The organism is Geobacillus sp. G4 (assembly GCF_040327975.1).
GTDB classification, from domain to species: Bacteria; Bacillota; Bacilli; order Bacillales; family Anoxybacillaceae; genus Geobacillus; species Geobacillus thermoleovorans.
The window spans coordinates 112,155-124,723 of record NZ_JBEPJY010000007.1 but is presented as its reverse complement, the minus strand read 5'-3'; the positions used below and the strand labels follow the sequence as shown (position 1 = coordinate 124,723).

10 protein-coding genes are annotated in these 12,569 nt (G+C 56.0%); 6 read left to right on the top strand and 4 right to left on the bottom strand.

Annotated features, from left to right (window positions below; translation table 11 throughout):
- The first annotated feature begins 152 nt into the window (after window positions 1–152).
- Genes ABS784_RS10485 through ABS784_RS10460 form a run of 6 tightly spaced genes read left to right on the top strand, consistent with a single transcriptional unit; the run spans window position 153 to window position 6,604 of the window.
- Window positions 153–1,178, top strand: a complete 1,026-nt coding sequence (locus tag ABS784_RS10485; protein ID WP_352512431.1) for an XdhC family protein — start codon at window positions 153–155, stop codon at window positions 1,176–1,178.
- A complete protein-coding gene (pucB, locus tag ABS784_RS10480) occupies window positions 1,175–1,813 on the top strand; it encodes a xanthine dehydrogenase accessory protein PucB (RefSeq protein ID WP_131873929.1) in 639 nt (212 codons plus the stop codon). Before ABS784_RS10485 ends, pucB begins: the two co-directional genes overlap by 4 nt.
- Window positions 1,800–4,127: a xanthine dehydrogenase family protein molybdopterin-binding subunit gene (locus ABS784_RS10475; RefSeq protein WP_069304000.1), complete on the top strand. Its 2,328-nt coding sequence runs from the start codon at window positions 1,800–1,802 to the stop codon at window positions 4,125–4,127. The genes pucB and ABS784_RS10475 overlap by 14 nt, the downstream gene beginning before the upstream one ends.
- A complete protein-coding gene (locus ABS784_RS10470) occupies window positions 4,114–4,956 on the top strand; it encodes an FAD binding domain-containing protein (protein WP_352512428.1) in 843 nt (280 codons plus the stop codon). The genes ABS784_RS10475 and ABS784_RS10470 overlap by 14 nt, the downstream gene beginning before the upstream one ends.
- Window positions 4,957–4,977: 21 nt before the next feature.
- Window positions 4,978–5,454 carry a (2Fe-2S)-binding protein gene (locus tag ABS784_RS10465; protein WP_011229881.1) on the top strand — a complete coding sequence of 159 codons (477 nt, stop codon included), beginning with the start codon at window positions 4,978–4,980 and terminating at the stop codon, window positions 5,452–5,454.
- Window positions 5,455–5,506: 52 nt separating this feature from the next.
- Window positions 5,507–6,604: an MFS transporter gene (locus ABS784_RS10460; protein ID WP_352512426.1), complete on the top strand. Its 1,098-nt coding sequence runs from the start codon at window positions 5,507–5,509 to the stop codon at window positions 6,602–6,604.
- A gap of 112 nt (window positions 6,605–6,716) precedes the next feature.
- On the opposite strand, the gene ABS784_RS10455 is transcribed toward ABS784_RS10460, so the two are convergent.
- The 4 genes from ABS784_RS10455 to ABS784_RS10440 all read right to left on the bottom strand — a co-directional run bounded on the left by ABS784_RS10455 (window position 6,717) and on the right by ABS784_RS10440 (window position 12,414).
- On the bottom strand, window positions 6,717–7,874 hold the full coding sequence (locus tag ABS784_RS10455) for a saccharopine dehydrogenase family protein (protein WP_042381028.1): 1,158 nt from the start codon (window positions 7,872–7,874) through the stop codon (window positions 6,717–6,719).
- A 157-nt stretch (window positions 7,875–8,031) separates the two neighbouring features.
- A complete protein-coding gene (locus ABS784_RS10450; RefSeq protein ID WP_068896326.1) occupies window positions 8,032–9,513 on the bottom strand; it encodes an aldehyde dehydrogenase family protein in 1,482 nt (493 codons plus the stop codon).
- A gap of 70 nt (window positions 9,514–9,583) precedes the next feature.
- Complete coding sequence (locus ABS784_RS10445) at window positions 9,584–11,239, bottom strand: thiamine pyrophosphate-binding protein (RefSeq protein ID WP_352512423.1); 1,656 nt, start codon at window positions 11,237–11,239, stop codon at window positions 9,584–9,586.
- Complete coding sequence (locus ABS784_RS10440; RefSeq protein WP_352512421.1) at window positions 11,236–12,414, bottom strand: aminotransferase class I/II-fold pyridoxal phosphate-dependent enzyme; 1,179 nt, start codon at window positions 12,412–12,414, stop codon at window positions 11,236–11,238. Before ABS784_RS10440 ends, ABS784_RS10445 begins: the two co-directional genes overlap by 4 nt.
- Window positions 12,415–12,569: the final 155 nt, after the last annotated feature.

Below are 12,569 nucleotides of genomic sequence, written 5' to 3'. Positions count from 1 at the left end.
ATCCTCGAAGACGGGATTCACCCTTGACCAACACCCGCCAAAGGGGGCGAAAGGGACGTCAAGGGCGGCGAAAACCAAAAAGAAGACAATGGGAAAGCCATGGTTCGTAATTTCTAGATTTTACCTTCCCGCAACGCATAAGGAGGATCATCATGGAAAGCTACTTTCCAGTGCTTGAGGCCATCGCCGCCGCGCCGTGCGATGGCGTGCTCGCCATCATCATCGAGGTGGAAGGCTCGGCATACCAAAAAGAAGGAACATGCATGTGGATTGGCGCAAATGGGGAAACGGTCGGGCTGCTGAGCGGCGGATGCCTCGAAGAAGCGGTGGCGGCCTACGCGCGTGACGTATTGGCCAACCGCCAGGCAGCTGCTGTCTCGTTTGATTTGCGGACCGAGGACGATTTGTCGTGGGGGCAGGGTGCTGGTTGCAACGGCCTCATCCGTGTTTGGTTTGAGCCGGTGACGGCGGACACAAAACCGGTCTGGCTGACGCTCAAACGCTGCCTTGAACACGGCGAGCATGTTCTCATGGCACGCAGCCTCTCAAACCGAAACGAACCTCCGTTTTTCCAAAGCGAAACCGGAGAGCGCTTTGGCAGCGGCCGGATGCCGAGGCCAGAATGGACTGAATGGCTTCGCGATGCGCCGCCTTTCAGGGGATGGAATGGATGGTATGAGGCAGATGGGGAGGCGTTTTACGTTCAGCACTTTTGGCCAAAGCCGCGCCTCGTCATTTTCGGCGCCGGTCCGGACGCCCCGCCGCTCGTCGCGGCGGCCAAAGCGGCGGGATTTTCCGTTACCGTGAGTGATTGGCGCCCAGCGTTTTGCCACCCATCCCATGTTCCGGACGCCGACGCCTTCGTCATGGGCTTTCCGCATGAAACTGTTCCGCGGCTTCGCCTAAACGAGCGCGACTTTGTCGTCATCACGACCCATCAGTTTGAACGCGACCGCGAACTCGTTTCCTTGTTAGCCGACATGCCGCTCGCTTATCTGGGCGTGCTCGGTCCGCGGCGGCGCACGGACCGCCTCTTTCCTTCCGGCTCGACGCCTCCATTTGTCCGTTCGCCGGCAGGGCTTTCCATCGGCGCACGCGGTCCGTATGAGATCGCCGTTAGCATCACCGCCGAATTGATCAGCGTCCTTCGCGGGCGATCAACGGAGAGAGTATCATGAATGGCCCAACCATCGCTGTCATTTATTTGGCGGCTGGAGAAAGCCGGCGGATGGGAACGGATAAACGCGCTTTGCCTTGGGGAGAAAGCACGCTGGGGGCCGCCAGCCTTAAAGCGGCGCTTCGTTCCCGCCTTTCGCCCGTCATCGTCGTCGTTCCTCCGGACGATGCGCTCGCGTGGCTTCCAGACGAGCTTCGGAATCATGAAAACTGCCGCTTCACCCGTTGCGCTGACCATTGCCGTGGGCAGGCGCATTCGCTTGCCTGCGGCTTGCGGGAATCGCTCGCTAGCGGGGCGGACGCCGCTGTCGTATTGTTGGCGGACCAACCATTTGTCACTGCGGACGTAATCAATGCGCTTACCGACCTTTACCGCCGCCACCGTCCTGATTACGTCGCCTTCACCCGCTTCGGCACGCCGATGCCCCCAGTCATTTTTGGGAAACAAATGTTCCCTGCCTTGCTTGCTCTAAGGGGCGATGCCGGGGGGCGCACACTGTTTCACCATCCGCGTTGGCGCGGTCTCTTGTATGAAGGCGATGAGACGATCGGCATCGACATTGACACGATAGACGATTATAAGCGTGCCGTCATGGATCGAGAAGAAAAGGAGGGACGCCACCGTGGCCATCGGTAAAAGCATCATCCGCAAAGAAGCGTGGGATAAAGTGACCGGCCGGGCGAAATATACGAACGATTTCAAAGAACAGGGGATGCTTCATGCCGCTCTAGTAACAAGCCCATACGCCCATGCGCGCATCCTCTCGCTGGATGCACGCCGCGCGCTCGCCGTCCACGGCGTCCATGCTGTTGTGACCGGCGAAGGGCTTCCGCTCACCGGTGAAGACATGCGCGATCGTCCGCCGATCGCCGTCGACAAAGTGCGCTACTATGGCGAAGTCGTCGCCGTCGTCGTAGCCGATACGCTCGCGCAAGCCGAACAAGCGGCCCGCCTCGTCCGCGTCGTTTACGAACCGCTTCCAGCCGTCGGCTCGCCGCGCGAAGCGTTGAAAGAAGGCGCTCCATTATTGCATGAACATCTCGACCGCTATGAAAAAAACAAAACGACTCATCCTGAGCCAGGGACAAACGTCGCCCACCGGACAAAAATCCGAAAAGGCAACATTGAACAAGGGTTTGCTGAAAGCGACGTCATCGTCGAAACAAGCGTATCGTTCGCCCCTTCCGATCATATCGCGATGGAAACACGCTGCGCCACGGCAGAAATTTGGCCGGACGGCACGATCCATATTTCCGCCTCCTCACAGTCACCGTTTATGATCAAGAAGTTGCTTCATACGTATTTTGGCGAAGAAACCGGCAAAGTCATCGTCCATACGCCGCTTGTCGGCGGCGCCTACGGAGGAAAAGCGCCCGTCCAGCTTGAGTTGCTTGCCTACCTTGCCTCCAAAGCGGTCGGCGGCCGAAAAGTGAGCGTCTGGAACAGCCGCGAGCATGACATGGTCACTTCGCCCGTCCATATCGGTTTGGAGGCAACCGTCAAAATCGGCGCGACAAAAGAGGGCTTGCTCAAGGCCATGGAAATCTTATTTCTATTTGACGGCGGGGCTTATTCCGACAAGGCGATCGATGTCAGCCGCGCCGCAGCCGTCGATTGCACCGGCCCGTACCATGTCGAAAACGTTTTTTGTGATTCATTGTGCGTCTATACGAATCGCCCGTACGCGACGCCGTTTCGCAGTTTTGGCCATTGCGAACAGGCATTTGCCGTCGAGCGGGCCATCGATGAATTGGCACGAACGCTTCAACTTGACCCATGGGAGGTGCGGCGCAAAAATGCCATCCGCCCGGGGCATACGACCCCGACGCAAGTGCGGCTCACAAAAAGCAACGTCGGCAACATATCAGCCTGCCTCGACCGGTTGCGCGAGCTGATGCGCTGGGACGAGTGGCAGCGCGTCGAAGTGGACGCTTATACGGTAAGAGCAAAGGGAATCAGCAGCGGCTGGAAAACATCGACGATCGACACAGATGCTAGCTCGGGCGTCATCTTAACGTTCAACTCCGACGGCAGTGTCAACGTCATCTCCGGCGTCGTCGAAATCGGAACCGGAACGAAAACGGTGCTCGCGCAAATCGTTGCTGAACGGCTGAAGATGGACGTCGATTGTGTCCATGTCAAAATGGATATTGATACGCAAACGACGCCGGAACATTGGAAAACAGTCGCCAGCCGCGGGACGTTTATGGCCGGACGTGCGGCGCTTGCCGCTGCCGACGACGCCATCCGTCAGTTAAAAGACATCGCCGCCTGCGTCTTGCGGGCCTCGCCGGACGATTTGGAAGTCGGATTCGGGCGCGTCTTTTTGCGCGATGACCCGGCCATCTTTCTTCTGATCAAAGACATCGCCTATGGCTACAAGTTTCCGAACGGCAACGCCATCGGCGGGCAAGTGATCGGGCGCGGCCACTACATTTTGCGCCACTTGACCCCGCTTGATCCGGAGACCGGCGCCGGCAAACCGGGACCGGAATGGGGCGTATGCGCCGAGGGAGTGGAAATTGAGTTCAACCGCCGCGACTACACGTATCGCATTGTCAAAGCGTATGCGGTCATTGATGCCGGCAAAGTGCTCAACCCAAAGGCAGCGCTTGGCCAAGCGATGGGGGCGATGAGCATGGGGCTAAGCTTTGCCAGCCGCGAAGGGTTTCTTTTTGACAACGAACAGCGCGTGTTAAACCCACAGTTGCGCACATACCGGCCGATTCGCTTCGGCGAACATCCAGAGTACATCGTTGAGTTTGTCGAAACGCCGCAAATCGATGCCCCATACGGCGCTCGCGGCATCGGCGAACATGGCTTGATCGGCATGCCCGCCGCCTTGGCAAACGCCTTGTCTCTCGCTGCCGGCGTGCCGCTCAATGAACTGCCGCTTGTGCCTGAACTCATTTGGCGGACACAGAAAGGGGACTCCTATGGTTCCGTTTGACTTTGCCTACTACCGGCCGCAGTCGATCGCCGAAGCGACAGCGCTGTTTGCGGCGCTCGAGCGGGATGGAAAACGACCGCTCTACTACGGCGGCGGCACGGAAATCATCACGTTGTCTCGGTTGAACCTTGTCCGCACCGCGGCCGTCATTGACATAAAATCGATCCCTGAATGTCGGTCGCTTGATGTCGACAATGGTTCTCTCGTGCTCGGAGCGGCGCTCTCCCTCGGCGAGCTCGAAGAAGCAAATCCGTTCCCGTTATTGACAAAAGCGGCGCGAGAAGTCGCCGACCGGACAGCGCGCAACCAAATTACGCTCGGCGGCAACATCTGCGGACAAATTTTTTACCGTGAGACCGCACTGCCGCTATTCGTCGCCGAGGCGGATGTCATCATCGCCGGACCATACGGCATCAGGCAATGCCGCTTCCTTGACTTGTTTCATCAACAGCTGCAGCTTGGCCGCGGTGAATTTGTCGTCCAGTTCAAGGTTGACCGTGCCACCGCCACCCTGCCCCATTTCCACCGCAAGCGCCGCAAGCAAGGGGAAGTCGGCTACCCGCTTGTGACGATTGCAGCGCTGAAAAAAGACGGGACGGTTCGCGTTGCCCTAAGCGGCATCTGCCCGTTTCCGTTTCGCTCGGCTGACGTTGAGGCGCACCTCAACGACCGGAACCGCCCAGTTGGTGAACGAATCCAAGCAGCGGTTGACGCCTTCCCGCGCCCGATTTTGCACGATATTGAAGGCTCAGCAGACTACCGGCTGTTCGTGGCCGCCCAGCTGCTTGAAGATATGCTTCGTGAGCTCGGAGACGGAGAAAACGTCTAAACAGGAGGTGAGCATGCGGACATGGAGGAAACGACAAAGCGGGAGCTTGTGCTGCACGTTAATGGAGAACGAAGATCGATCGTCACTCGCCAAGCCGAAACGCTGCTGTTTGTTTTGCGCGATGGGCTGGGGCTGACCGGGGCCAAGCCAGGCTGTTTGAACGGCGACTGCGGCGCCTGCACCGTCTTAGTCGACGGCACGCCAATCAAATCGTGCATGATGCTCGCGATTGAGACAGTCGGCAAAGAAATCACCACGATCGAAGGGCTTGATGATGCCCCCATTCAGCACGCCTTCGTCCGCCACTTCGCCTTTCAGTGCGGCTATTGCACTCCTGGATTCATTATGAACGCCCACGCACTCATCGAGCGGCATCCGGGCGCGGATCAAGCGACGATTCAAGAATGGCTGGAGTCCAATATTTGCCGCTGCACGAGCTATCAGGAGATCGAGGCAGCGGTAAAAGAAGCGCTTGAAGCAAAAAAAGCGGACATATAGCCTTCACATAACCGGATATCCCGAGTCTAGCGGGGATATCTTTTTTTGTTTTGTGCGACGTTTTTTCGTCGTCGATCCGATTTTGCCGGTCATCGCCGAAAGCATCGGCGCGACCCACTGGCAAGTGGAAATGTTGTTTACCGCCTATATTTTTACGATGGCGGTCATGATGATTCCCGTTGGCCTTGTCGTCAGCCGCGTTGGTGATAAACAAATGATGGTGATCGGACTTGGCCTTGTCACGATTTTCTCATTATTGTGCGGTTTCGCCGCCGACATTCCACAACTGTCGATCTTCCGCGCCGGTTGGGGGCTTGGCAATGCCACCTTTTTTGCAACGGCTATGACACTGTTAATCGCTTTGACACCGCAGGCAAGCACCGCTGTCGGCTTGTATGAGGCGGCGATCGGCCTCGGCATGGCCGGCGGTCCGCTCATCGGTGGACTGCTGGGCCAACATTCATGGCGCTACCCGTTTATCGGCACAAGCGTACTCATTTTTATCGCCTTTTTGCTTGTCACATTTTTTGTGTATGATCCAAACAAAGGAAAACCGAAAAAAGCAGTCGGATGGCAGGAAATGCGGCATCTGCTCGCCTTTCCGCCGTTTTTAAAAGGGGCGATCGGCGGGATGCTTTATTATTACGGCTTTTTCGTTGTTTTGGCCTATTCGCCTCTGGTCATGAAGTTATCGGCGATTCAAATCGGTCTTGTCTTTTTCGGCTGGGGGCTTTGCCTCGCCTACGGATCGGCAGCGTTGGCCCACCGGCTTGAAGCAAAATACGAACCGAAACAAATATTGCCTTACAGCTTATTGCTGTTTGCCGTTTTATTGCTGCTTTTAGCGGTCGCTGAACAAACATGGTTCATGATCGTCCTTATCATTTTGTCGGGCCTTGTATCCGGCTTAAACAACGCCTTGTTTACAGGCTATGTGATGGAAACATCGCCGTATGAACGCGGCGTCACTTCCGGCATGTACAACTTCATTCGCTGGATGGGGGCGGCCATCGCTCCAGTGCTATCTGGCGTCATCGGTCATGCCGTTTCCGCAAAGGCGCCGTTTATGATCGCCATGGCGCTGTCGCTTGTTGCATTCCTTTTCCTTGCCTGGCGCAAACGGGAGCCATCGGCAACGAAAACTGTATAAAAGCAACCGTTGCGGACAAAACGAAAACACGCCCGTTTCTCGGTGAGAAACAGGCGTGTTTTTTATTCGGATCATTGTCATCATCTCTTATCATCACTCTATGATGCTTTTTTCATAAGCGAACCGTTTTCTTCTCGTTAATCACCACTCCTCGTTTTTTCATCTCGTCCATATATACATCCCCCGGAACGATTTGCTCCGGCGGATAGACGCCGCGCTTTGTGATCACCCCACGGCCGATGAGCTGGGCGACAGCGGAAATGGTGTAGGCCGTCGTACGCGCCATCGCCGTCACCTTATTTTCGCGGTCATTGAACGTGACGGTTTCGTATTCCAGCACCGTTTCTTTTCCATCTTTTCTACCGCCGACGATGACCCGAAGCAACACCACATCATCTTTTCCTTTCAAATCAAGCAGCGGCTTCAGGACGGAAAGCAGCACATCGCGCGGCTTGACTCTGCATCCATTGATCTCAACTTCCACATCGTTGCGCGTCAAATTCAAATCGACAAGCAGCTTGCATTTTTCCGCATGGCCGCGGTAGCGGATCGTTTTGTACTCGAGCCGCTTCAAGTTCGGAAACGAGCGCGAGAGCGTCGACGTCCCGCCTGAGGTGTGAAACGCTTCAAGCGGCCCGAACCGGTCGAAATAAATCGGCTCGACTTCCGAAAGGGACGGCACTTCCTGCTTTTGGCCGTTGCGGATGATCAAGGCCGGATCGGTGTAATGGTCAAGCAGCCCCTCGAGCGAAAACACATGGTTGTACTCCAGCGGCGGTTCGGGGCGGACGGGGATGCCGCCAACATACAGCAAGATGGATTCCACCTCATCGAGTTGACTCGCCCCATAGCCGGATAAAATGTTGATCATTCCGGGTGCGACGCCAAGGTCGGGGATGATGGTCACCCCAGCGGCTTGGGCTTGTTCATGCAGCTCAAGCACCCGGTCGGTGATATGGCCGATATGGCCGCCTAAATCGACAGAATGGACGCCAGCTGCAATAGCTGTTTTCGCCACCGTTTCGTTAAACTGGTAAAACAAGGCGTTGACAACCACATCGTGCCCTTTCATGAAAGCCGACAGCTGCCGCTTGTCGCTGGCATCCACCCGCACAGCGGCAAGCTTTTTGGAATGAAGCTGCCGCACCGTCTGCTCCGCCTTAGCCAAATCGACATCCGCCAACGTCACCGCCTCAACATCTTGGCTTTGCACTAAATCGCGTGCTGCTTCTTTGCCCATCAGCCCCGCTCCAAGCACAAGCACTTTCATCGTTCTTTCCCCCTCTGTCACCGATTCTTTGCCATACGCTCACATGACAGCCGCTTTTTTCACATCGTTGCCGCGGCCGCTGCTTCGATTCACGATATATGTTCCACGTTGATCTTCGCTTCTCTTTTGCCGGCCATGTTGCAAGCGACAGCCCGGTTCAATCATCGGTATCGATTTGCGCCCGCTGCAGCTTGCCGCTGAAATCGACATAAATGCTCCGCCATTCGGTGAATACGTCAAGCGCAGCGACGCCGGAGTCGCGGTGGCCGTTGCCCGTCCCTTTCGTGCCGCCAAACGGCAAATGAATTTCCGCTCCCGTTGTGCCGGCGTTGACATACACGATGCCGGTGTCCAAATCACGCATCGCTCGGAATACATTGTTGACATCGCGTGTGAAAATGGCGCTTGACAGCCCATAATCGACGCTGTTGTTGACGGCGATCGCTTCGTCCAAACTGCGGACGGAAATGATCGACACAACCGGGCCGAAAATTTCTTCGCGGGCGATGCGCATATTCGGCGTGACATCGGTGAAAATCGTCGGCGCGTAATAAAAGCCGCGCGCATAGTCGCCCTCGCGCAATATATAGCCACCCACAAGCAGTTTCGCCCCTTCTTCTACGCCAATGCGCACGTAGCGGTCGATTTTTTGCAGCGCCTCTTCATGGATGACGGGTCCGACTTTGACCGTTTCATCCAACCCGTTGCCGATTTTCAATGTTTTCACGGCTTCAAGCAGACGCCGCTCAAGCTCCTGTTTCACCCGCTCATGGACGATGACCCGGCTGCACGCCGTGCACCGCTGCCCCGACGTGCCGAACGCACTCCAGATGATGCCGTCAACCGCCAATGTCAAATCCGCATCATCCATCACAATGACGGCGTTTTTTCCTCCCATTTCAAGCGACACCTTTTTCAACAGCCGTCCGCATTTTTCCGCAATCATCCGCCCGACTTCATTCGATCCGGTAAATGAGATGACCTTGACATCAGGATGCTCGACGAGCGCATTGCCGACTGTCGGCCCGTCACCGTGGACCACATGAAACACTCCCGGCGGCAAGCCCGCTTCTTCAAAAATGCGAGCTAATTCCTGCGCCATGATCGGTGTCTCGGGCGCTGGCTTCCATACGACCGCATTGCCGGCAACAATGGCCGGAAACGACTTCCAAGTGGCGATGGCAATGGGAAAATTCCATGGAGTGATGATGCCGACCACTCCAACCGGCGTGCGGACGCTCATGGCGAATTTGTCTTTCAGTTCAGACGGCGTCGTATCGCCGAACAACCGCCGTCCTTCTCCCGCCATGTAAAACGCCATATCAATGCCTTCCTGCACTTCGCCGCGCGCTTCCTCAATCACTTTGCCCATTTCCATCGTCAACAGCCGGGCCAACTGTTCTTTCCGCTCCTTTAGCAGCATCCCAACTTTATACAAGATTTCCGCGCGTTTCGGCGCCGGCACGAGGGCCCACTGTTTTTGCGCTTCTTTGGCTGCCTGAACCGCTTCATCGATATCGTTTGGCCCGGACATCGCCACCTCGGCAATCGTTTCCCCCGTCGCCGGATTGATCACCGGCGCAAATTGCCCGGTGCTTGGCTCCTTCCATTCTCCATTGATATAGTTTTGGATTTTCACTGTATACTCCCCCCATTTTTCTAGATGATTTATTGAGATAATTTATACATTGAACGCCGAGCGATGATCGTCAGGACTTTCTCTTGGCCCGCAAGTCTTGGATCGTTGCCGCCACCGAAATGTGGTTCGGATCGGTCAACACTTCAATCACCGTCGGCTTCTTGGCTTCAAGCGCCAACAGAAGCGCTTCCGTGAACTGTTGTTCCGTCTGCACTTGGAATCCGCAGCTGTTCAAGCATTCTGCCAACCGGGCAAACGACACGCGGCCTAAATCGGTGCCGATGACCCGCCCCGGAAACTGCAATTCTTGATGCATGCGGATGGTGCCGTACATATGATTGTTAAACACAATGCTAATGATCGGAATATCGTATCGAGCGGCCGTTTCCAACTCCTGCACCGTCATCATAAAGCCGCCATCCCCGGATAAAGAAACGACGGTCCGGTCGGGAAAGGCCATTTTCGCGCCAATGGCAGCCGGCATGCCATATCCCATCGCTCCTGACGTCGGGCCGATGTACGTGTGCCCATCCCCAAACGGGAAAAAGGCGTGAAGCCAACCGGCGAAATTCCCAGCATCGTTCGTAATGACCGCATTTTTCGGCAAATGGTGACCTAAACTCGCCATGACCGCTTCATGGAGAGTTCGTTTTTCAAGCGGCAGCGCGGCCGTTTGTTCGTACCGTTCCCTCCGTTCAGCCGCCCATTCCTGCCAAGACGGCTGCACCGCGATATCGAGCAAACGGGACAGCGCTTCCCGACAGTCAGCCCAAACCGCGATATCCGGTGCATACACTTTTCCGAGCCCATCGCTGTCAATATCGATATGAATCAGCGTCTGCGTTGGAGATAGCAAACGGTAATCTTGCGTCGTCACTTCCGACAGCCGCGTCCCCAACGCAATCACCACATCGGCCTGCTCAGCCGTTTCCATGACCTCTTTCGGCGTCCCTAGGCCTAGGTGGCCGACATAGCACGGATGGTTGTGGGGAAACACATCATGCCTCCGGAACGCCGCCATGACTGGAAGTGCATACTTTTCCGCCCATAAGCGCAGCAGCTGCTCGGCTCCCGACCATTTGACGCCGCCGCCGGCAATCACGAGCGGCCTTTTGGCGCGCTCGAGCCGCTCCTTTATATTCCGTATATCCTCTTGCCTTGGGGCCGGCTTCGGCACATAGGTCTCGGCCATCACTGCTTCCGTTATCGTTTTGGAAAATACATCTTCTGGCAGTGAAACGACGACGGGGCCGGGCCGCCCTGTTTTCGCGGTGCGAAACGCCCGTTGCACCAGCTCTGGCACCCGCTCGGCTTCGCGAATTTCGACCACCCATTTTGCAATCGGACGAAAAAACGCTTCCATATCGACTTCCTGAAATCCTTCACGTCCTAGGAAGCGGCTGTTCACTTGCCCCAAAAACACGACCATCGGAGTGGAATCTTGCCTGGCGGTATGGACGCCGATCGTTAAGTTCGCCCCGCCAACCGCCCTTGTAGCCAGCACGACGCCGCACTTCCGCGACGCTTTCGCATACCCTTCCGCCATAAAGGAAGCACCCCCTTCATGGCGGGCGGAGATGAACTCGATGGATGGCTCATCATAGATGGCATCAAGCAGGGGCAAATAACTTTCCCCCGGCACACCAAACACATAACGGATTTGTTCCTGTTTGAAACATTCGACGATGGCTTGAGCCACCGTGATGTGACGCATCGTTCTCTTCATCGCGCCGATTCCTCCCAATCCACTTGCTTCCATCGTTCAACGGCTTGCTGCAGACGCTCCATCGGCGCTGACAGCGATACGCGGACATATCCTTCCCCTGCGGATCCAAACGCTGTTCCCGGTGTTACGATGACTCCCGCTTCTTCCAGCAATTTGGCGGCAAATCGTTCGGACGAGTATCCGTCATAGACCGGGATCCACAAGAAAAAGGTCGCTTTCGGCCGCTGCACGTCGATGCCCAGTTCTCGAAGTCTCTCGACCATCATATTCATGCGTTGTTCATAAATGCGGCTATTTTCTCGAATAAACGTCCGTCCGTTCGTCAAAGCGGCCACCGCCGCCTTCTGGATCGGAATAAACTGGCACGTATCCGTGTTGCTCTTGATCACCGAAAGCGCTCGAATCATGTCCCGGTTTCCGACTACGTATCCGATGCGGCAGCCGGCCATGTTATAGCTTTTGGACAACGATCCAAATTCCACCGCCACTTCCTTTGCCCCGTCCACCTGCAAAATGCTCGGCGCTTGAAAACCGGCAAACGTCACGAACGAGTAGGCCGCATCATGAGCAATGAACATCTGGTGCTGACGGGCAAGTGAAACGGCTTCGGCAAATACATCCAAATCGACAGCGGCGGCCGTCGGATTGCTCGGATAATTGAGAAACATGATTTTCGCTTGGTCATAAACGGACGAGAGAAGCGCATCAAACCGAGGAATATAACCATGTTGCGCATCGAGCGGCAGCGATAGGCCCTGGCCGCGGGCAAAATGGACGGCCGTCCGGTAGACAGGATAGCCCGGATCAGGCACTAAGGCGAGCTCGCCGGGATTGAGAACGGCTTGCAGCAAATGGACGATTCCTTCTTTCGAGCCGATTAACGCCAACACCTCGGTCTCCGGATCGAGCTTGACGCCATATTCCCGTTCATAAAAACGCGCGACCGCTTCCCGATACTCCCTGCAGCCGCCATACGGCGAATACGTATAGTGTTCTGGCGCATCGAGCGCTTCTTTCAACGCTTCGATGACAAAGGAAGGGGGCGGCAAATCGGGGGCGCCGATCCCTAAATCAATGACATCGACCCCGAGCTTTAGCAATTCTTCTTTTTTCTTCTGAAATCGGGAGAACAAATATGGCGGCATCGTCTGCACAATATCGGAAAATGTGTTCAATCCCATCCCTCCTCATAGCCCTTCGTTTCAGTTTATGCGCACGCCCATCACCCTCATGCCCGTCTCACGTTCAAGAAGCAGCCTATCATACCAATGGCTTTCTCACATCAAGACATCATCAAAATCTTTTTTCTCGAAAAGCGGTCGATGCAGGA

Bases quoted from the DNA above. Each gene is read 5' to 3' on its own strand.
- ABS784_RS10485 (WP_352512431.1), top strand. From the start codon at position 153: ATGGAAAGCTACTTTCCAGTGCTTGAGGCCATCGCCGCCGCGCCGTGC.
- pucB (WP_131873929.1), top strand. From the start codon at position 1,175: ATGAATGGCCCAACCATCGCTGTCATTTATTTGGCGGCTGGAGAAAGC.
- ABS784_RS10470 (WP_352512428.1), top strand. From the start codon at position 4,114: ATGGTTCCGTTTGACTTTGCCTACTACCGGCCGCAGTCGATCGCCGAA.
- ABS784_RS10465 (WP_011229881.1), top strand. From the start codon at position 4,978: ATGGAGGAAACGACAAAGCGGGAGCTTGTGCTGCACGTTAATGGAGAA.
- ABS784_RS10455 (WP_042381028.1), bottom strand. From the start codon at position 7,874: ATGAAAGTGCTTGTGCTTGGAGCGGGGCTGATGGGCAAAGAAGCAGCA.
- ABS784_RS10445 (WP_352512423.1), bottom strand. From the start codon at position 11,239: ATGAAGAGAACGATGCGTCACATCACGGTGGCTCAAGCCATCGTCGAA.